Annotated in this window: 20 protein-coding genes and 3 pseudogenes; 8 read left to right on the forward strand and 15 right to left on the reverse strand. The window is 36.1% G+C overall.

The features are described 5' to 3' along the window. Position 1 precedes the first annotated feature (1 nt). The 3 genes and pseudogenes from DYQ05_RS01320 to DYQ05_RS01330 form a co-directional block, all read right to left on the reverse strand. The gene (locus DYQ05_RS01320; protein WP_152513030.1) at positions 2-943 is read right to left on the reverse strand and encodes a TRAP transporter TatT component family protein; all 942 of its coding nucleotides are present in this window, start codon (positions 941-943) and stop codon (positions 2-4) included. A 19-nt stretch (positions 944-962) separates the two neighbouring features. Continuing rightward, positions 963-1224 (reverse strand): annotated as a pseudogene (locus DYQ05_RS14590) (hypothetical protein). Between the two features lie 157 nt (positions 1225-1381). Then, on the reverse strand, positions 1382-1966 hold the full coding sequence (locus DYQ05_RS01330; protein WP_206183692.1) for a hypothetical protein: 585 nt from the start codon (positions 1964-1966) through the stop codon (positions 1382-1384). Between the two features lie 130 nt (positions 1967-2096). Here DYQ05_RS01330 and DYQ05_RS01335 point away from each other — a divergent pair. The 3 genes and pseudogenes from DYQ05_RS01335 to DYQ05_RS01345 form a co-directional block, all read left to right on the forward strand. Next, positions 2097-2450, forward strand: a pseudogene (locus DYQ05_RS01335) (molybdopterin cofactor-binding domain-containing protein); the annotation flags it as partial. A 291-nt stretch (positions 2451-2741) separates the two neighbouring features. Continuing rightward, positions 2742-4511: an ABC transporter ATP-binding protein gene (locus DYQ05_RS01340; RefSeq protein ID WP_206183693.1), complete on the forward strand. Its 1770-nt coding sequence runs from the start codon at positions 2742-2744 to the stop codon at positions 4509-4511. Beyond that, the gene (locus tag DYQ05_RS01345) at positions 4508-6328 is read left to right on the forward strand and encodes an ABC transporter ATP-binding protein (RefSeq protein WP_206183694.1); all 1821 of its coding nucleotides are present in this window, start codon (positions 4508-4510) and stop codon (positions 6326-6328) included. Before DYQ05_RS01340 ends, DYQ05_RS01345 begins: the two co-directional genes overlap by 4 nt. On the opposite strand, the gene DYQ05_RS01350 is transcribed toward DYQ05_RS01345, so the two are convergent. The 12 genes and pseudogenes from DYQ05_RS01350 to DYQ05_RS01395 all read right to left on the reverse strand — a co-directional run bounded on the left by DYQ05_RS01350 (position 6262) and on the right by DYQ05_RS01395 (position 17004). Beyond that, positions 6262-7077: an ABC transporter ATP-binding protein gene (locus DYQ05_RS01350; protein ID WP_024469820.1), complete on the reverse strand. Its 816-nt coding sequence runs from the start codon at positions 7075-7077 to the stop codon at positions 6262-6264. The two genes, DYQ05_RS01345 and DYQ05_RS01350, sit on opposite strands and share 67 nt — an antisense overlap. Beyond that, positions 7061-7336, reverse strand: a complete 276-nt coding sequence (locus DYQ05_RS13475) for an iron chelate uptake ABC transporter family permease subunit (RefSeq protein ID WP_252723454.1) — start codon at positions 7334-7336, stop codon at positions 7061-7063. The genes DYQ05_RS01350 and DYQ05_RS13475 overlap by 17 nt, the downstream gene beginning before the upstream one ends. Further along, on the reverse strand, positions 7248-8066 hold the full coding sequence (locus DYQ05_RS01355) for a FecCD family ABC transporter permease (protein WP_252723455.1): 819 nt from the start codon (positions 8064-8066) through the stop codon (positions 7248-7250). The genes DYQ05_RS13475 and DYQ05_RS01355 overlap by 89 nt, the downstream gene beginning before the upstream one ends. Positions 8067-8127: 61 nt before the next feature. After that, complete coding sequence (locus DYQ05_RS01360) at positions 8128-9114, reverse strand: ABC transporter substrate-binding protein (RefSeq protein WP_206183695.1); 987 nt, start codon at positions 9112-9114, stop codon at positions 8128-8130. A gap of 1088 nt (positions 9115-10202) precedes the next feature. Further along, positions 10203-11012, reverse strand: coding sequence for a hypothetical protein (locus tag DYQ05_RS01365; RefSeq protein WP_024465884.1), 810 nt, complete (start codon positions 11010-11012; stop codon positions 10203-10205). A 38-nt stretch (positions 11013-11050) separates the two neighbouring features. Further along, positions 11051-12361 (reverse strand): hypothetical protein, encoded by a 1311-nt coding sequence (locus DYQ05_RS01370; protein ID WP_020964088.1) that lies wholly within the window; start codon positions 12359-12361, stop codon positions 11051-11053. 178 nt (positions 12362-12539) lie between these two features. After that, on the reverse strand, positions 12540-12803 hold the full coding sequence (locus tag DYQ05_RS01375) for a hypothetical protein (protein ID WP_024465883.1): 264 nt from the start codon (positions 12801-12803) through the stop codon (positions 12540-12542). A gap of 42 nt (positions 12804-12845) precedes the next feature. Continuing rightward, complete coding sequence (locus DYQ05_RS01380) at positions 12846-13784, reverse strand: leucine-rich repeat domain-containing protein (protein WP_080653104.1); 939 nt, start codon at positions 13782-13784, stop codon at positions 12846-12848. Positions 13785-14268: 484 nt separating this feature from the next. Further along, positions 14269-14739, reverse strand: coding sequence for a GNAT family N-acetyltransferase (locus DYQ05_RS01385; RefSeq protein WP_206183696.1), 471 nt, complete (start codon positions 14737-14739; stop codon positions 14269-14271). 73 nt (positions 14740-14812) lie between these two features. Beyond that, positions 14813-15667, reverse strand: coding sequence for an immunity 26/phosphotriesterase HocA family protein (locus tag DYQ05_RS01390; RefSeq protein ID WP_252723456.1), 855 nt, complete (start codon positions 15665-15667; stop codon positions 14813-14815). 35 nt (positions 15668-15702) lie between these two features. Then, the gene (locus DYQ05_RS13480) at positions 15703-15957 is read right to left on the reverse strand and encodes a hypothetical protein (protein WP_252723457.1); all 255 of its coding nucleotides are present in this window, start codon (positions 15955-15957) and stop codon (positions 15703-15705) included. Positions 15958-16018: 61 nt separating this feature from the next. Then, positions 16019-17004, reverse strand: a pseudogene (locus DYQ05_RS01395) (Fic family protein). A 434-nt stretch (positions 17005-17438) separates the two neighbouring features. Between DYQ05_RS01395 and DYQ05_RS01400 the strand changes: the two are divergent. The 5 genes from DYQ05_RS01400 (at position 17439) to DYQ05_RS01415 (ending at position 21307) form a co-directional block, all read left to right on the forward strand. Continuing rightward, the gene (locus tag DYQ05_RS01400; protein WP_038096842.1) at positions 17439-17711 is read left to right on the forward strand and encodes a Bor/Iss family lipoprotein; all 273 of its coding nucleotides are present in this window, start codon (positions 17439-17441) and stop codon (positions 17709-17711) included. Positions 17712-18007: 296 nt separating this feature from the next. Further along, positions 18008-19024, forward strand: coding sequence for a thiamine ABC transporter substrate-binding protein (locus tag DYQ05_RS01405; protein WP_206183697.1), 1017 nt, complete (start codon positions 18008-18010; stop codon positions 19022-19024). Continuing rightward, positions 19008-20048 (forward strand): ABC transporter permease, encoded by a 1041-nt coding sequence (locus DYQ05_RS13485; protein ID WP_252723458.1) that lies wholly within the window; start codon positions 19008-19010, stop codon positions 20046-20048. Before DYQ05_RS01405 ends, DYQ05_RS13485 begins: the two co-directional genes overlap by 17 nt. Positions 20049-20166: 118 nt before the next feature. Continuing rightward, on the forward strand, positions 20167-20685 hold the full coding sequence (locus tag DYQ05_RS13490; RefSeq protein WP_252723459.1) for an ABC transporter permease subunit: 519 nt from the start codon (positions 20167-20169) through the stop codon (positions 20683-20685). Continuing rightward, positions 20678-21307 (forward strand): ABC transporter ATP-binding protein, encoded by a 630-nt coding sequence (locus tag DYQ05_RS01415; protein WP_020964099.1) that lies wholly within the window; start codon positions 20678-20680, stop codon positions 21305-21307. The genes DYQ05_RS13490 and DYQ05_RS01415 overlap by 8 nt, the downstream gene beginning before the upstream one ends. Positions 21308-21312: the final 5 nt, after the last annotated feature.

The raw sequence follows: 21312 nt of genomic DNA on the forward strand, positions 1-21312 counted from the left end.
TTTAATCTCCTAAAATAAAGTCGGATTTATGTTCTTTAAGCCATCTTGCATATTTTTGGGCAAGGGTTGTTTGTAATTTATTGGCGGGCTGTGCTTCGGGGTCTATGCTTAACGCTTTTTCTATAGCTTCATCGAAACCTTTGCCGTCTTGTTGCGGAATACAAAATGATACCGCATAAGTTACGTGTATTGAAGGAGTTTTTCCTTCGGACAGTTCCAAGGCTTTTTGATAGGCGTGTTTTGCTTTTTCAGGACTGCCTCCGAGCGAATCGGGAGCTGCCGCATAAAATTTAGCCAATATGTCCCAAACGGCTCCGTCTGAGTATACCGGATTAAGAGAGGTTGCGGCTTCCAGCATAGCAACTCCGCCTGCCAGCGATTGAAGATTATCGGAATCCAGAGGGTCAAGTGCAAAAGCTGCAAGTATTCCCGCTCCGGCCCAATGAAGGGCTTCAACATCGTATATTTTGCAGTTTAAAAGAGCTGTTTGTATTTTTTCGGAGTTGTCGGAATGAATAGCCTCCGCGAATCCCGGATATGCCGCATCTAAGGATAAAAGAGCCGCTTTTGCTCCGCGTTTGTAGAATTTTTTAGCTCGGAAAAATGCAGTATTTTTTTTATCGAATTCGTTGTCGGAAAGGTAAACGGCAGGGCTTTCTATAAAAACATTTGCGTACATAATATAAAGCTGCCCCGTCATTAAGGCAAGGCCCCTATGTTTAGGGTCTTGGATATGCATAGCTTCATATAACTTTAAAATTACGGGAAAAACTTCTCCTACAATTTCAATATCGTCTTCTCCCGTTAGGGCGGTAATGGGATTAGGCGCATTAGGGTCGGGCTTTATTTTTATCTTATGCTCGGGAAGAGGCGCCATCGCATTGGCCGCAGATTTATATGCCATTTGTTTTATTGAACATGACGGTAAAAAAGATACCGCCATAGCCGCTGCAAGTAAAAGTTTAACAGTTTTTTTTATTTTCATTTTTCCAATCCTCGATAAATTTTTCATAAGCTGCAATTGAAGCCGAGAGAGAAATCTCCTGTGCGCGGCCCCTGCCGTCTATATTATTCCCTTCTAAAAATATATAATGCCTCCAAGGTGCCTTCCAAGTCCGAAATCGAACAGTTTTTGTCATGCAACCTTCGGCGGGTAAGTACGCGGATTTCGTCATCAAACACTTCGTTAAATTTTTCCAGCTCCCAATCAGTTGTTTCCGTCATACACTAAAATATAGGATATTTTCAGCTTTTTGGCAAGTCTATAGATAAGGTAATAAATTTTTAAATCTGTATATCGATAGGGAGGGCGTAATGAGGGTCAGGTTATAAATCCGAGCCGAAGCTCGGATTTTATCAGCCGCTTTAAGGAGTTTTTTAATTAAGGTTCCACTACGTTTCCCGAAGCATCTAAGTAATAAACGGGAACGGCTACGGCCGTAGTTCCTTCGTCTCTGAACACGACAACCGTAGAATTTGAGCTTGGACTGTAATACAGGGCTTTAGAAGTCGCTTCCCAATTAGATGTCCAAAAGTTTTTGCGGATAAAAAGAGCTATCTTTTCCGCTTCTTCCGTTGTCGGAAGATAACCTCCCTTGCTTAAACAATATTTTGCCGCATTATTTGAAATCGTGTGGGCATGAGAATTATGCTGAGAGGCAATTGAAAGGGTGTTGGCTTTTCCTCCGCCTATTGAGGTTGTCATAGACTTAGTGCTCATATATTTTGAACTGTCATTTGACCATTGAATTGGCCCTGAAGGCGTTCCGACAGCTAAGAAAGTCCATGCTCCGCTTTGATTGTTTACCCAGACGATTGTTTTTCCGCCTATAATGCTGCCCGCTTTAAGTGCAGGAGCGGATTGCGGCTTTCCCTGCTGCGTCATAGCTTCCGTAAGTAAAAAACAGCTTTGCAATAATAGTACCGATACGATTCCAAAAAAAAGTAGAAATAGCTTTTTTTTCATTTTAATCCGTCCTTTAAAATAAAATTAGATAATTATATCTATAACTTACCATTATATTACGAATTTTATAAAAAACAAGCTTATTTAAAAAATAGTTTAAAAAAGCGGTGTTATGTGAGGGAAAGCCGTTAATCCCTTATTGGCGGAAGGTCAAATTCACGGCGGTGCCCAATTTATTTTAGGTATGGCTCTTTCGGAAGAAATTATAAGAGACAAGGCGGGCTATGTTAAAAACGGCACTCTTTCAAAATATCATGTTTTAAATTCGCAAGACATGCCTTATGTAAAAACGCTTCTTATTGAGAGTGAAGACGAAAAGGCTCCCTACGGCTTAAAAAGTGTAGGCGAAATTTCGGCGGTAGCACCGGCACCCGCTGTTCTTAATGCAATTAATCATGCATTGGGAACAAACATTACCGACTACCCTGCAACACCAGAAAGAATTATCGAAGAGATTATGAAAATTAATAAAGAGCAAAAATAAATTTACTCTTGACATATATGTTTTTTTGTTTACAATATATGTAAAATTTTATTGTAAAGAAGATACCGTTATGAAAATTTTTCTTGTTAAGGTAAGAAACTTGAAGGACATTCAATCGTAAGATAAAAGTAAAGAAAAATAAAATAAAATGTATCTTAATACTTCGGTTATTATTTGCGGTAATTTAGCGGTACCGTATGTGCATATAATTTTAATATGCCATGTTTATACCGGTCTTATCCGGTACCCTATATTTAATTGTTAAGTATGAAATTGGAAAAACGGAAATATGTGACTATTGATACTCTCCGGTTACCGTTTAAAACGGCTCCATGGGCTGTAACTTTGTATATGCTGCTGATAGTCGTTGATGCAATTATTATGACATCGGTAACGGCAATTGCAACGGCTTTTTTTACCGACACCGCTATGAGCATATTCGGTGGAGATAAACCTGTAAACTCAATTTATTTACCGCTTGTATTGTTGATAGCCGTCATTGGAACCGCAAGCGTCTTGGGCGGTTTACCGAACCTTATAGAATCCAAAATAAAATTTGCTTTAGAGCGAAATCTTATACCCGCTATTTTGGACATACAAGCAAACCTCGCCTATAAAAATATTGAAGATGCCGCAACGTGGGAACTGATTGAGCGTGTAACGGATGAAATGACGGAAACCTTTCTTGACGGTATTCGTGCCTGCGGTGCGGTAATTCAAAATATCATTGCAACCGTTTCCGTTTCGGTATTGATTATGAGGCAGACATGGCCGTCGGCTTTGATTATAACAGCATTCAGCATTCCGCTTTTTTTGGTATCGCTTTGGGCGGGAAAGAAAAATTACCTTGCAAAAGTTCAAACACGTAAATACGAGCGGCGTTACAGTTATTATTCGGACGAAATGCTCACCGGCCGTGAAGCCGTCGAAGAGCGTACGCTTTTCGGATATGCAGATACTATCATTCAGCGTTATTATCGGCATTTTAAAACCGCAAGTAAAATAGAACTCAAGGTATTTTTAAAGACCCTTGCGGCAATGAAATCAACGAATGCCGCATTACTGCTGATTACCGCAGTTACGGCTTTTACGCTTATAAAATCCGTTATTGCTGGGGAAATAAGTGTCGGTATGTTCATAGGTATTATTGCGGCTATGTTCGGTATGGCGGAAACGCTCGGGCAGCAATTACAAGATGCGGCAAAGAACATTGCGGAATCCAAAGAATATATGCAGGATTTAACGATATTTACAGGGCTTGATAGAACCGAAGGTGCAACCGATTTACCTGATAAACAGGCAATTCAGTTTAAAACTATCGAATTCGTTAATGTTCGATTTAAGTATCCGCAAGGAAATAAATACATTTTAAACGGCATATCCTTTAAGTTGGAAGCAGGCAAGCACTATGCCTTTGTCGGCGCAAACGGCGCGGGAAAAACAACTATAATAAAATTATTAACCGGACTTTACGATGAATATGAAGGAAAGATTTTAATTAACGATAAAGAGCTTAAAACATATTCTTACTCCGCAGTAAAAGCCTTGTTTTCAGTCGTATACCAAGATTTTGCCCGCTATCAAATCTCAATGGCGGACAACATTGCACTCGGAGATTCGGCACGTAAAGCGGATAGACAAAGGATAGCCGATGCCGTCTTCAAAGCGGGACTTAATGATACTGCAGCACAATTACCTGAGGGTATAGATACTCCTTTAGGTAAAATCGGCAAGAGAGGAGTGGATATTTCCGGAGGGCAATGGCAAAAGATAGCAATAGCCCGTTCTCTTTTAAGCTGCGCTCCGGTTAAGATTTTGGATGAGCCGACTTCAGCCCTCGACCCGATTGCCGAAAATCATATTTATCGAAAATTCGAGGCACTTATGAAAGGGAAAACAACCGTTTTTATCAGCCATAGACTCGGCTCTACCAAATTGGCGGATGAAATTTTGGTAATAGATAAGGGCAGTATTGTAGAAAGAGGAAGCCACAGCTCATTAATGTCGGCAAAAGGGCTATATGCCGAAATGTTTGAAACACAAAGGATGCGGTATGTATGAAAAATGAACGTAAATACGGGCTTTTATCCATTGTGCTGCGGAATTCTTACGAATATTTTAAAAAAGCTACGGGCTGGGGTGCACTGGAACAGGCGATTGCGGTTTTCCGCGCACTGTCATGGACCGCCGGAATTATGGCAATGCAAAAATTGTTTGATGCCATTGCTATTGCAAGCCGGGGAACTCACAGTTTTGTGCAGATTGCTTTTTATCTTATACTCCTTGCACTGATAACGGTAAGTCGGCAGGTGTTAAGCGGTACGGGTCAATATTTATTCAGCAAGGTATCCTATACCAATATGGGCAAATTTATGACGGAATTTCAATACAAGTTGAGCCGTCTTCCTGCGAAAAAATTCGAGGACATTATATTTTTAAATGACATCAATAAAGCAAAGGAATGCTTGGAATACGAAAGTCTCGGGCACTTTGCATCTGTTTGTTTACAGCTTTTCAGTTATTATTCAGTGTTTTTTATATCGGCGGGCGGATATTTGTTCCGGCTGTCTCCTATATTGCCGACTGTAATTTTGGCGGCTTTTATTCCTGCGGTAATCGGGCAACTGATGCAAATAAAATTTTTCGAGGAGCTTGAAGAAATAAATGCTCCGTTGCGCCGGCAGTGTGAGTATTACAGAAAAACCGTTGCCGACAGAGCCTTTTATAAAGAAACGCGTATATTGGGAGGTTTTAATTTTTTCTACCGTCTATTTATCGACTCTTTACAAACTCTCACGGCAGCCGTATGGAAAACGGAGCGGAAAGCCGCCGTATTGCGTTTTGCATTAAGCCTTATATCTTTTGCAGGGCTGGGAGGCGCTGTGCTTATTCTTTTTTATGCGGTTATGGCGGGGAATATCAGCATAGGAGCCTTTGCCTCCGTTTTTGTCGCCTTATCACAAATTTTTTCCATTGTAAATGAGATAGTCTCAGGACATCTCAGTAAAGGGAGCGAAATCTTAGGACAGGTAAGGAATTTTTATCGATTGATGGATATGGAGGAGGTTGACGGGGAAGAGGGAAGCATTGATTTTACTAAAGGAATTGTTGCCTCAAATGTAAGCTTTACATATCCCGGTTCCAATAAACCTGCCGTACACGATATAAATCTTACAATCAAGCGAGAGGAAACAATTGCCGTTGTAGGCGAAAACGGGTCAGGAAAGTCCACGTTGGTGCGTTTGCTTACGGGCTTATATATCCCTGACTCCGGTACTGTTGAAATCGGAGGAAAAAACACGAAAACGTCCCGGCCGAATACTATTTTTAAAGGTATTTCCGCAGTTTTTCAGCACTATCAGTGTTATAAAATGACACTTGAAGAAAATGTCTCCGTAAGCGATACCGAAAATCCGCCGGATAAAGGAAAAATACAAAGCTGTCTTAGGGAATCGGAATTTAATGAAGATACGGTAACATTGGATAAAATGCTTTCTCCCGAATTCGGCGGTATAGACTTATCGGGCGGACAATGGCAGCGGCTGGCTATAGCACGCGGACTTTACCGCATTCATGACTTTATAGTCTTGGATGAACCGACGGCGGCGATTGACCCGATTGAGGAAGCTCGGCTCTATGAGCAATTCGGACGCCTTGTCAAAAATAAATGCGCTCTTATCGTTACTCACCGATTAGGTTCGGTAAAACATGCCGACCGTATTGTCGTTATGAACGGAGGAAAAATAGAGGACATAGGCACACACGAGGAATTGATTTTGCGTAATGGAACATATGCCGATATGTGGAAGGCTCAAAGTGTATGGTATGAAAGAGGCTTTATATATACAAAGGGTTTATCATCAATATATTTTAAATGAATTTGCGAAGACTCATCTTTTTTATAAATAAGATTAAGCAGTTTAATTATTTTCTCGTCAAAGGAATTGTCGGACTTTTCTATTACCTCAAAAATTGTATTTTGATGAATACAGTAAACAACATCGGAATATTGAATTGCAAGAGCCGGATTATGAATAGAAATAATTATGGTCTTTTTTTCTTCCTTGCATAGTTTACATATAATTTCCATAAGCTTATGCTCATTATAAAAATCAAGATTTGATGTAGGCTCATCTAAGAGCATTATAGGGGCATTTTGAACTATACCGCGTGCAAGTAAGATTAGACGGGCTTCACCCGAACTTAAATGGGTATAAGGCCTGTCGGTAAAAGCCGTTAGCTTTAATTTTTCAAGTACATAGTCCGTAAATTCCCAATCCTCTTTTGAAGGTGTTTTTATTTCCGATTGATAAGGATTTCTTCCCATCACCGTAAAATCTCTTACAGTGTAAGCAAAAATAGACCTGTGCTCCTGCGGAATATAGGAAACATATCGGGCAAATTGTTTCCGTGTTAATGATCTCGAATCTTTTTGTAGTACTGACAGTGTTCCGCTTACAGGTTTTTCCAAACCGGCTAATAATCTTAAAAGGGTAGTTTTTCCCGCACCGTTTGCTCCTATCAAACTTATAATCTTATGCTGCGGAATTTTTTGAGATATGTTTTTAAGGACTTGAGTTTTTCCTCTTTCGGCAAAAACATTATTAAGCTCAAAAGCCGTATTCATAGCCTACCCTTTTTTTGGCCGACATAAAACTTGCAAGCCCCGCCGCCCCAATCAATGCCGTTATAATGCTTATAGGAATTTCGCCTCCTGTAATGGAACGGGCAAAGGTATCTGCAACAAGCAAAAGAGATGCTCCGCATATAAACGAAAACGGAACAAGCCTATCGTTATTATTCCCAAAAAGAAGTCTTACAATATGAGGAGCAATTAAGCCTATCCAACTTATTATTCCGGCAGCAGAAACAACAACGGCAACCAATAAGGTAGAAGAACCGATAAAAAGCAGCCGTATTTTTTTTTACCGATACACCGAGGCTTGCAGCCTCTTCATCTCCCAAAGATAGAATATTTAACTGTCTTCGGTATAAAAAAATAAAGCCGCAACCTACAAATACAATCGGCAAAAATACGATAAAATTCCGCCATGTAATAATATTAAAACAACCCATAAGCCAAAACTCAAGAGAGGGCAATTCATTCATCGGATCAGCCGTATATTTAATAATCGAAACACAAGAACCTGCTATTGCATTGATAATAATACCTGCAAGAACAAGCCTTATAAGGGAATGTTCCCCGTTTATATTCGATATTTGTAAAACCAATATTACGGCTAGGCATCCCCCTGCAAAAGCAAAAACTTGAACAATAAAAGGACTTGCATGAAAAATAACTATTGCAAGGGCCGCACCAAGCGAAGCACCGGAAGAAACGCCTATAATATCGGGGGAGGCAAGAGGATTTCTAAAAATGCTTTGCAAACTTGTTCCGCTTACGGCTATAACTCCTCCCGAAATAAACACAAATAAGGTTCTGGGAAAGCGGATATTTATAAAAACATTATAAGCCGAATTTGAATAGCCTCCTTTTAATGGTAGAACTATTCTTAATATTTCAGAAAAAGAAATAAAATATCTGCCTAACATAAGCGAAAGGAGTATTGCGGCAATTGGAATAATAGTTAAAAATACTTTATACTTTTGTTTCACTTGTCGTATTTATGATTCAGAGCATGGCTTCATTAGGCAGAGGCTTTAACAAAACCGGTTATTATTTTATGCCTAAAGACTTAAGATCTTTTTCTTTACCGAAAAATTCCTTATAAAAAGCTTTTACCTTTGTTTCAAGATAATTTTCCGGTATCTTACCGGGATGCAATTTATCTGCAAGCCAAATGATACCTAAACATGAGGCGGGAATCGGAGAGTCCCACTCATCGAGCGATGAGGGGAAGGTATAAATCTTCCCTGTATCTACGGCAGGAATACCCTTCCATTCCATTTTAGCCCTCAGCTCTCCGGCTTTTTTTGCACCGGCAGCCATTACAATAACTTGAGGAGCATATTTATGTACTTGTTCAAGAGAAACCTTTGTCCAATATGTGTCTTTTATATCTTCCGCAACCAATTTACCGCCTGCGGCTCTGATAAGCTCCGCTTGAAACATTTTAGGGCTCAGTGCGTTTAAGGCATCGGAGCGGCTGTTCATATAAACCGAAACAGGTTCTTCTCCCTTTATAAAGGATGCAACATCACTTAGAATTTCATTATAAAATTTTAAAAGCTTATCTGCTTCGTTATTTTTTCCGGTTGCTTTTCCCAGCATTTCCACATAGCTGAAAAAGTTTTCCATAGTTTCAGGTTTGATAACAAGTGCCGGTACTCCAAGACTTTCCAGCTTAGGCAGTTGATCGGCAGCTTTGAACGGTACAAGAATGAGGTCGGGATTTAAGGCTGCAATAGATTCAATATTTAAATTTTTTGCGGAACCGCACACCGGTTTATATGCCAATTCAGGAGCAAATTCTTTAACAAAAGGTCGTACCTCTCTCCCTCCGTCGCCTGACACAATAATATCTTTGCATCCTATAGCAAGAGCCGTATTGGTTAAAATATAAAAAGGTGCTACTATGCGATTCGATTTTTCATATATGATAACTTTTCGTTCAAAATGGTCGGTGATTTCTGCAAATTTTTTTTTCTTTAATTTTTCTCCGTTCCCGCTTGCAAATATTTGTAACCCAATGATAATAAACATAAATATTGCAACAATGTGATTTTTTTTTTATCATATTATTTTCTCCTAGAGTATAATTTAAAATGACTCCTGATCTTAAAACCGTTTTTGACGGTTCAAAATAATCTTATCAACATATATAATATTTGTCAATATATTTTATTTAATTCACTGGTATTTTTATGAGTAAACCCTGATATGTAAGTAAACCGCGTTTAATTAAATTTTTACACTTTTGAGTCTTTTTATCGGCTTTTATAAGGCCTGTAGGTCATTTTTTGCTGTTACGCTAGTAGATTCCCTTTTCTAATTATCCTTAAAACCCTCTGCCGCGAACATTTTATTTCTTTTTGTTCCGTACTATTTTCATTCTTGCTGCTCGATAGTTGTCATTGACCTCATGTTCTTTAAGGATTGTATGTATTTCGGTCAAAGGAATCTACAATCTTTTCACTTTATTACAATTTCGTTTCTACTTGTAATAGTCGGATTCTGTTACACACATAACTTCACACATGCACAAAACAGATAATTCGACGCTCTTTTGGCTATTACAAATGTAGTTAAAAATTCTCTTCTTTGTTATTTCTTCTCACACTTTGACGAAAAAACTTAAATGCCCTGTAATATCCGTACCGTTTCTTTAAGATTCCTATTTTTTTCAAGAGCTCTTTTCCGTCCGCTTTACAAAATATTGGCTTCTTTGTTCTTTTCCTTTTCTTATTTTGGATAGCGATTCTTGCTTTTTATCCAATCCGTAAAAGTTCCATACGGAATATAAATCCTCAGAAACTTTTCGACCTCCTATTTCGTCGTACAAGAGCAATGCCTGCTTTTTAAAGTCTTTGCTATACTCACTTTATATCTTTTCCTATTATGTTACATAGGGTACTTTTGTACTGTACTTTTATTATAACTGATCGGTAACTTAAAGTCTTCATTTGTACTGTTATTTACTTTATCATTAGATATTTGACTATTATTTGAATGTGTGTCTAATGAAAGGCAACCGGTGACTAAGAGTATTGCCGATATTATAATACTTAATATGAGTATTTTAAACACAAGAGATTTTTTCATAAAATTTTCTCCTTTGATTATTGCCATGTTTATTTATGTGATAAACTTCTAAAATGACTGTGAACTATAATACCATCACTTCTTTGGTAAGTTTTAATAAAAATTTTTCTTCTATGTATACCTACTTGCTGTACTTCGGACGGTTGATAAAATGCATTTGAAATTACAGTATGCGCAAGCCAAACAATTAAAGCTGTTATCGGTATTGCCATAAAGATGACTACTTGACGCATCATTGCATTTTTTAGACTATACTTAAACGCTAATACCAGCGAAGTAAGTGCTGAAAGGCTTATATATCCCAACATTATTTTTGAAAAAGTAAAATAAAGGCCAAAAATAGATATTTTTATAGTACCATACATAAAATCAAAAATATCATATAGGTTAAATTCTATGATTAAAATATCTGCAAAAAGTAAAACGGCACATAAAATACCCAAGAAAAGCATAGGTATCATTTTTATAACGGAAATTATTTTTGAAATCATAGATATGATTCCAATAGCAGCGATTATTATTCCCAACGGCGGAAAGATGATTGCCAGCACAGCTCCTATTATCGAAATAATCATTCCAACAATCATATTTTTTATAATATGCTCTGTAATAATGTAAAAAATCAAAAAAATTATACTATAAGCAACGACTACAAAAGCTATGCCGATTGCAATATCATAAAGAGACTTTCCGTTTACAATCATTTTTTGCTTTAAAACTACCAAAGCAAAAAAGATACAGAATAAAATCGCACTTTTTATTAACCAACCTAAAAGTAGTATTAGTTTACTTGTAAGTGTTAAGTCAGAAAGAGGAATATTATCACTAAAATCAGACATGTCTTATACCTCCAGATATAGAGTTTTTATATAAATTATTAGTAGTAAGTTTCAGTTTCTAAGTTAAGTTCCTGTAATTCATCTTGACTAGCTTTTCGTAAAGTACCTGTTGTTTCATCTATGACAGCTCTGTTTAAAAATTCTCCCTCTTCGCTAAAAATAATGTAATAAGGTATATCTGAATTATATGCAATTCTACTACCCATAGGTTTTCCATCTTCATAAAACCATGGTTCTACACAAATTTCATTCTTATTTGTCTTGTTATTTTGTATTAAAAAGCTATGTGAATGATGAATTCTACCCCATTTAATGCCTCCACTTTCATAAAAGCCGATGGCTGAGCACTCTGGTATAGTCATTTCTGATTGGCCAAAACCTTCCTCATTTATTTCTGTATACATGCGATATTGTTCTGGCAATGCTATTGTGTTTTCCAGTATTTTTATTGATTCAAATTTTCCAGATTCATATAAATTTATATTACTTAAAGATATAAGTCCCAAAGGAGTGTCGAATACCTGTGATTGTATAAATGCCTTTTTTAGATTTCCATTTTCATATATTTCCAAAAAACCGCCGTCTTTTGTTACCTTAATTTTACCAATATTTGTTTTTATCCAATCATTGGATCTTAAAGAAAAATTTTTAATTTTTCCATTTTCATAAAATGCGATTTCATCATATATTGTAAAGCTGGAAAGAAATTCAAGTCCTGAATATTTACCGGATGTTATCTTTTGTGGTGATATTTTACACATGGATAATGAGCCTTTTTTATTAAAAAAAAGCTTTGTGGTTTCTATTTTCCCTATAGATGTATTGATTTGTTTCGGTTTAATTTCTACCCATGATATACCTCCATTTTCATAAAAATGAATTCTTCCGTCAGTTTTGATATCTCCAATACCAGTTTTTATAATTTGGCTATCTTTTAACCAGCCGGTTTTTACTATTCCATTTTCATAAAATTCTACTTTGTTTTTACTATGTATATCACCTATGAATATCAGAGAACCATTTTTCGTGTTCAACTTTATATTGTTTACAAGTTCAATTTGTTTCATCATACCGTTTTCATAAAATTCTATAGTGTTTCCATTTTTTAATTCTCCGCTTTTTATGAAGCCGTTTTCATAAAATTCTATCATTTTATCAGTTTTAAATATAAATTTGCCGGCTTTTGTTGTTAATTCGGTATCTTCAGATAGTTTTATACGGTAAATTGAACCATTATCGTATTTATCCACATAATCAATAAGAGCATCAGTCCCATCAGGGAGTATAATTCCCCATAGTAAATTTAAACCGATTGAAAATATAAACATAATTCCTATAATTTTTTTCATTTTTAACCTTCCTTGTTGCAATGTCTTTTTTCATTGCAATTATTTTTATTTTTGTCGAAAGAATACATTGATTGGTTCCGTTGTCCGCCTACTTTCAGGTCGGTCAATCTAACTACCGCTTAACCTGCAACAGCGCTAAGTCTCTGTTGTCAGGTTGAAGCTGGTGTTAGATTTTTATTTACTTTATTTCAAAATTTAAGTAATCAGATATATTGATACCCAATTTCTTAAATTCTGTTTTATACGCATCAATATGAATTTTTAAATCAACCTTTAAATGTTCTAATTTTTGTTGATCTGTAATCTGAGAAATACTATGCAAAAGTGAGGTTATTTCAACAGCATGCTGTAAAGGTTTAGATTCATCATAAAATTCCTGTAGTTTTGTTGCACTACTAATGCCTTTAAGAATTTCTCCAATTTTGTTTAACAAATTTCCCATAAATTTAAGTTTCTCCTATATTTTAAAGATGTAAACTGATGTTTAAAATATATTATACATTCCTGTATAACCAAGTTCTTTTAAACGTTTTCTTGTTGCAATGGGTAATTTTTTACATCCTTCAAAGCTCATATCATACTCGAAATCAACCAATTTTTTTATTTCTTCAGGTATTTCAAGGTTATGCAATTCGTAACAATATTCGAAACACATACCACCAAACTTTTTTATATTTTTTGGTATGTTGGCAGTATGTAAATTTTTACATTTTGAAAATACTTTTGCTCCAAGCTCCTGTATTGTATCAGCAAGATGAACTTCAAGTAAATTCTCACACTCTTTAAAAGCGGCATTAGAAATTGTTTCAAGTGGTTCCGGAAGAACAATGTTTACAAGACTATTACAACGCGAGAAACTCTGTCTTCCTATTTTTTTAAGTCCAGGCATAATTTTTACAACAGATAAGCTATCGCAGCCAAAAAAAGCTTGATCTCCTATAGTGGAGACACTGGATGGTATAAACACAGAAGTAAGATTATCGCAATTATAAAAGCTCTGGGCTCCCACTATTTCAATACTAGGAGGAATTACTACAGATGTGATAGAGTTATTTTCTTTGAAAGCAAATTTAGATATCCATTTAACAGGATACCCTTCGATCTCTGAAGGGATAATAACTAAACCACCGGAGCCATTATAGCCAGTAATCATAAGCTTTGTTTCATCTTTGCTTAAAGTGTATGAAAAATCTCCAATAGAAGACGGGGTTTCAGTAGTCAATTTATTAAGACTATTTTCGTCAAGACTAGAAAATATTTCCTCTACAGCGGTAATATCATTTTTTTCTAATGCATCCGATAATGTAACTTTATTATTTTTCGAACAAGAAACTGTGCTAAATAATAAAACCAACATTCCAATCATTGAAACTAATTTTTTATGTTTCATTTTTAACCTTCCTTTTAGCAATGTTTTTTTCATTGCATTTATATCTTTCTATTTTCCCGCTCAACCAATAATCGAAAGGGTTCCGCTCAAGACGGCTTTTTGAAAATAAAACTCGTCTGTCATTTCGTAAAGGCTGACCGTAAAAACCTAAGCTAATCCGCCCGGCTGTATTGCAAAACAAAAGTCTTGATTTGCTTGCAAGGCGGTAAATATATAAAAAAACGCACAAGACAAAATAGAGTACTTGTCTTATGCGTTTATTATCAAAAATAAAAAAGTAAGAATATAAAATATTTTCAGTTAGTTTATAAACTGTGCCGTTTTGACACGGGGGGGGGGGGGGGTAAAACAAAGCGAATTTTCATTCGGCATATAATTTTTGCTTTTTACCCTATTTAAAGTATCTAATGAGAAATTTTTGAAAAAGTATAAGCTCAAAAAATTTAACATAATTATACTATATCATAAAATATTTATTTTGTCAATCACTGCAAATAAATATCGAATTAATTTTTATTTATAAATCTTTTTGCATTATAATCTCATCTTCGTCTTTACCTATTTCATAAAACCCGAAATTTTCATAGAGGTGTTTTGCCGGTATATCTCCTTCAACATAACAAAGCTGAATACATGGATATTTTTTTTCGGATTCTATCATCAAAAGCCATTTTTTTAAAGCTGCTTTTCCTAAGCCTTTCCCTTGACTTCTTTTGTCTATCATAAATTGGTCCATAATGCAGACGGTTTTTTTGCCGTCAATCCAATCTCGCTGCATTATAAGCCCTACCGGTTTATCCTCATAATAGACGGCAAAAACCTTTGCATTTTCTTTCCTGTAAACAAAGGCCCTTGCAAGGATGGTAACATTCGAGGCTGCAAAATTCTTTTGTTCTTCTTTTACTGAAAGAGAATTGATTATTCTCCAATTATCGGGAGTAACCTCTTTAAATTCTATGCTATCTGTAATGATGGAATTAAGCTTCATAAAATTATACTATAAATTTTAAGTGTTAATTTCAATAGATCGGTAGTATTTATTGGAAAAATATTTATGATTTTTACTTTTCCTTTGCGAGCTTTAAGTTTCCCTCATAGTCCAGATTTCCGTCCAAGCCGAAGGCTTTGAAAATTGAAGCCTTATCTTTTTTGTTGGCGGGGTTATTTAGGCTGCCGTCTGTTGCCGGATAACAGGGGGCGTTTGATTTTGCTTTTATACATTCTTCCAATTTTTCTATCTCCAATGAAAAGCCTATTGATTCTGCCCGGTAATTTTTATGATACCATTCTTCGTCTTTGTACAGAGCGTATTCTTTTAAAGACATTTCTTTATATATCAAGCCGTATTGGAGATATGCAATATCCTTGTCCAGATGACTTATACTCTTGCTTGTCGATATTGGAGCATCATTTAAGTCTTGGTAAGTAACTTTTTTGTTTCCGATAATTTTGTATTCGCCGTAATAGATATTGTTGTCCATAACGGGTTGTGCGGAGAGGGAAGGGCATTGTTCCAATTCGTCAAGATTAATATTCATACTGTCGCTTATTTTATGATATACCTTTACAATTAAAGCCGTTCCCATCAGGTTGTTAAGGCCGTAGTTTTTATTCTTTTTAAATTCCGGATTTTTTCTTAACTTAACAATATCGATTAAAATTTTTCCGAAACCGTATTGCCGTCTTCCTATTTTAAAAGCAAAGATGTCTCCTTCCTTATATTTTTGGTGAGCTCTTTTTTCGTTTTTAAAATTTTTCAAATCGGCTAAATCTTCTTTCGATGTTTCTTTTATCCATTTTTCAATCCAAGAATTGAGAGCCGAAGCCTTGCTTTCTTTTAAGTTTTCCGAATAGTAGGTTTTTTGTGTGGTGTAGTTTCCGATAAGCACATGTCCGCTTCCGAATGAAAAATACACGCCGATTCCTCTAAATGATTGAGTTGCCGTAAAGTTTAATTTTTCGGCTTTCCTTTTACAGTTTTAGGAAGGACAATTGTTTTATTTTCGCTTGTTTCAATATCAAGCTCGTTTTCTTTATAGTAAAAAGCTTCTCCCTCATAGTCCGATGCGGAAATTTCTTTTTTGATAACATCTCCGTCAAAGTAATAGAGGGTGCCTTTTATATCCATTACTTCCCAGTGATTTTCAATCGGATTTAAGCCGAGGTACTTTCTTTGCTCGTTGGTTAAGATAAATTGTTTAGCCAATTTTTTATTCCTTTTTTATAATTTAATCTTTTCTATAAATATTCGGAAAATTTTAATTTCATTATATTTTATTCTCTGCTATTTGCCAATAACCGTTTTTATCGGCTCCTATCCGTTTGATTTTTCCGGTCTTTTTCAGTTCCGAAATTTTGCGGCTTATAGTTATTCTTGATTTTCCGGTTTTTTCGGCAAGGCTGTCGTATGAAATTTCAGGATTTTCTTTTATATATTTTAAAATTAAATTTACAGTATCATTTACAGTATCATTTACAGTATCATTTATAAGTTTCTTTTTTTGTTTTCTTTTATTGTTTTAAGAATTATTCCTAAAATAAAATCTATGAATATGCCTGAATCATTTTGTGCGGTACTGTGTTCAATGGCCTTATAATAAGCACGCTGATTTTTTAAAATCATATTTTCTATCGGAAGGTGCATAAATACGGGGTTCCAGCCGGCAAGCAATCTTGTTTGCCACAAGCGGCCCATTCTGCCGTTCCCGTCTTCAAACGGATGGATAAATTCAAACTCGTAATGAAAAACGGAGCTTTTAATCAAAGGGTGCGCATCGCCGTTTTTAAGCCAACCGAAAAGCTCGGTCATTAAAAAAGGAACTCTATCGGCAGGGGGAGCTACGTGGCTTATTCCATTTTTGCCGGCGATGCAGACTCCTGTTTTTCGAAAATGTCCCGGATTGTCAAGAAGCCCCATTGTCATAATTGCATGAGCTTTTAATAAATCTTTTTCTTTATAAGGGTTAAAAGACATGCATTTCTCATATACCTTAATTGCGTTTTTTACTTCCTGTACTTCTTTGAGCGGAGCTATAACGCTTTTACCTTCAATCAAAGCCGTAACCTGTTCTTCGGTTAAAGAATTACCTTCGATAGCCAGAGAGCCTCGTATCGTTTTCATACGATTTATTTTACGCAACCGTATACCGTCTTCCCGTTCGAATCTGATAATAAGCCGTTCCAGTTCGGCAGATATTTCGGAAATGAGATGTATGGCTTTTGATGTAACTGTAAACGGCGGTTTATAACTCATACTTTATTATACCGTAAAATCCGTGAGAATGCAATTATACGGAGAGCTTGCAATGTTTAAATAACAGGCGGCATATATAAAAAATCTTTTCACCTCAATGAATTGTATCGGGTTTATCGTTAAATTCAAAATAACCGCTGCACAAAAATTTTCGATAAAAAAAATAAAAAATCTTTGCAAGAACCTCTTGACAAAACGGGGGGGGGGGGGGGATATAATAGAAAAAAGCAGTCTTTTTTTAACAAGCAAGAAAAGCGAAAAGAATGTTAAGTTGGCAAATCTGATTGTCTATCGAAAAACTGTTCGGTTTGTGCGGAATCAATTTGAATAAAATTTCGCTTTTAAAAAAGTAAAACTTGCAATAAAAAAGATATTGCAGAAAGGATGGTTGAAAGATGAAAAAGAATTTATTTTTAAGGAGTACTGCGTTATTAATGTTATTAATAGTGCTGACTCTGTCGGTATCAGGCTGTATGACAAACCGTCATACTGTAGGAAAAGGCTCTCAAACGGGAGGCGTTGTAACGACTCGGCAGTGGTATGCTTTATGGGGTTTAGTACGGTTAGGAGATAAAGATACCAAACATATAGCAGGAGAGTCTACGGATTATAATATAGAAACCTATTACGGCGTAGTCGATTGGCTTATTAATTTTTTCTTAGGCTGGCTTTCAATAGGAAGTAGAACTGTAAAAGTTATAAAGTAAGGTAACATATTGGACTTGTATATTAATAAGTTCTGCATAATATACAAGTCTATTTTACTTAAGATAAAAATGATTTATAATTGTTATATATCGGTATATTTTACAGATAATAAAACACACGGGGGTTAGGAAAATAAGAAAATCGTCTTGACTTTTTCCGCTCCGCTGTGTTATAGTTATCTTGCACGGGGTGCTTTTGGAAAAACTTTAAACGTTTTTCCGGCTGAGAACATACCCGCAAGGGCTGTCCGCACGGATGCCCTATACCTGATCCGGATAATACCGGCGGAGGGAGCATGAAAAATATACGCTCTTTTTTATTTTTTATTTTTTTGGTTACGGGTTTTATAAACCTGTTTGCATTAGGCTCAAAAGAAGCAAACGGCTTAAACGAGAAAAAACTCATTGTTTACACTACAAAGTCTTTTGCAGGCGACTACGGTCCGGGGCAAAAAATTGCCGAGCTTTTTAAAGCGGAAACGGGTGTTGAGGTTGAATACGTTATTTGTAAAGAAGGCGTTTTAAACCGCGCAATTGTAGAAGGTAAAAAGTCTACTGCCGATGTCCTTATAGGAATTGACAACCATCTTGTAGAAACGGCTCGTAAAGCGAATGTTTTACGTCCGTACCTCTCCAAAAATGCGGCTTACCTTGTAAAAGAAGTTTTAATTACCGAAGACTGGTTATTAACGCCCTTTGATTACGGTTATCTTGCATTTATGTTCGATACCGATTCCAAACTGAACGCACCGAAAACTTTGAGCGATTTGACTAAACCGGAGTATAAGGGCAAAATAGTAATTTTAGACCCCAGAACCAGTACGACAGGATTAGCCCTCGTTGCCTGGACGCGTTCGGTTTTCGCGGATAATTATCTTAGCTATTGGGAAAAGTTAAGGCCTAATATTTTTACAATGGCTCCTAAGTGGAGCGCAGGTTATGATTTGTTTACCGCAGGGGAAGCTCCTTTTGCCTTTTCGTATACGGGCAGTTTAGCGTCCCATGTATTGTACGATAATACAATGCGTTTTCAACCGCTTATTTTTAATGACGGCCACATTATTCAAATCGAAGGAATGGGCATTTCCTCTTACGCAAAAAATATAAAAGCTGCGGAACTTTTTATAGATTTTATGCTTACGGAAAAGGCTCAAAGTTTACTTCCCGAAACTCAATTTATGTTTCCGGCAATCAACGGCATAAAACTTCCGGATTCTTATAAAGATGTTCCCGCTCCTAAAAAAGTTTTACGCATTCCTTCCGAGGACCAAAGCGGATACGTAAACGCTGTAATTAATGTTTTACAAAATTGATAAATTTAAAAATAAACTCTTTGCGGCCGGGCGTAAATTTACAGTGCCCGCCGCAGGACTTATTTTTTTTGCCGTTATTCTTTCTTTTTTAATTCCTCTTTTTTTAAGTTTTGTTCCTTTGTTTTCTTCTCACTTTGATTTTTCGCATTTTACGGGAGCCGTTATATACGATAAAAGCGCCGTCTTTCAGCGTATTTTTCGTATTGCCCTTTTTACAATTGTGCAAGCTCTTATTTCCGCCTTTTTGGGAACGGTAATCGGTCTTGCCGCCGCATATTTTTGCGCAAAGAAAAATTTTCGGGGAAGAAAATTTTTACTTTCTCTTTCAGGTGTACCCTTATGTATTCCTGCAATAATTATAGCACTTGCTTTTATAGTTTTTTTCGGCAATAACGGAGTTGTAAATTCCGTTTTAAAAACCATTTTTAAAACCGATGAACCTGTTTTAAAATTTCTTTTTACGATGACCGGCGTAATTGTAGTTCATTCATTTTATAATTTCCCGATTGCAATGCGTACGGTTTCTCAAGTTTGGGAAAATTTAAATGAAGATGAAGAAAATGCGGCGGCTCTTTTAGGTGCGAATAAATTTAGAATTTTTAAAACGGTAACTTTTCCCGCTCTTTTAAATTCCATATCCGCTTCTTTTTTATTGATTTTTCTTTTTTGTTTTTTCAGTTTTATTATTATTTTACTTTTCGGCGGTTTAGGCATTACCACTCTTGAAGTCGAACTTTATAAATCCGCCCGTGCAAGTTTAAATATGAATCTTGCAGCAAAAATTTCTCTTATAGAAATTATCGTTTCCGGTTTTGCGATTGTTTTATATGCGCACGTTCAGAAAAAACTTGAAGGCAAAAATCAAAAGTTAAAGCAAAAAAATAAAAGAACGAACTTAAACGGAAAACTTGAAAAGTTTTTTTTTAGTTTTATGTTTATAACGATTTTTCTTTTTTTAATCGCTCCTCTTTTTTCCGTATTTTTACGTTCAACGCATAATGTAAATTATACTAATTTTTTTTAATAAATATTTTGAATTTAAGGCATGGAAAAAGGTTTTAACTTCTTCCGTTTTTTTATACTCTCTTTGGACTACAATAAAAATAGGAGTCTGTACTTCTTTTGTTACTCTTACGGCTTCTTTGTTTTTTGCATACATAACGGTTTTTTCAAAACCGAAAAAAATTACGGCAATAATTCCGTATTTGCCGCTTGCAGTGTCTTCGGTAATGCTGGGGTTCGGCTGGACGCTTTTACGTCCTAACGGAAGTGTAGCCGTTTTAATATTAGCTCAAAGCGCATTGGCTTGGCCTTTTGCGTGGACACAAATTCAAATTCCGCTTTTACGTATACCTAAAAATATTTTTAATGCAGCTCTTATTTTTTCCGCAAACAAACAGGACGCTTTTTTTCGATGCATAATTCCCTTATGTAAGCGAGGTGTTATTTCAGCCTTCGGTTTTGTATTTGCAATAAGTGCCGGAGATGCATCGCTTCCTATAATTTTAAATATTCCGCGTTTTGAAAATTTAAGTTTGTTGTTGTACGATTATGCTTCTTCGTACCGTTTTGCGGAATCGGCGGCCGTAGCGGTTATTCTTGCGGTTATAACAGGTTTTGTATTTTTTTTACAGGATAGGGGAGGTGATAAAGATGAATAAAAAAGCCGATTTTTTAACGGTGGAAAATTTAACGAAAAGATTCGATAAAAAAAATATTTCAATTTCGTTCAGCGTAAAAAAAGGAGGGGCGCTTGCTCTGTTAGGGCCTTCAGGTTGCGGTAAAACGACAATTTTAAAAATGATTGCAGGGCTGCTTGTTCCCGATTCGGGTTCTGTATTTTTGGACGGAAAGGATATAACAGAAATTCCCGCCGGAAAACGTAAAATAGGAATGGTCTTTCAGGATTATGCTCTTTTTCCTCATTTAAGCGTAGAGGATAATATTGCTTACGGTTTAGTTTCTCATGGTATGAGTAAAAGGAATGCCCGTGCCGAAGCCGGAAAATGGATTTTGAATTTTAATCTCAGCGGTTTGGAAAAACGTAAACCCGATTTACTTTCAGGCGGAGAAAAGCAGAGAGTTTCTTTAGCCCGCAGTTTGGCCGTGCATCCTGCTCTTATTCTTTTTGATGAACCCCTTTCAGCTCTTGATACGGAGCTTAGATTAAGGCTTAGGAAAGAGTTGCGGGAAAATCGGAGCCTTTTAGGTTATACGGCCGTTTATGTTACGCACGATAAGGAAGAAGCCGAAGAGTTGGCGGACGGTATTATCGAGGTGTAAAAAAT

It is taken from the genome of Treponema pedis (assembly GCF_017161325.1).
Classification (GTDB): Bacteria; Spirochaetota; Spirochaetia; order Treponematales; family Treponemataceae; genus Treponema_B; species Treponema_B pedis.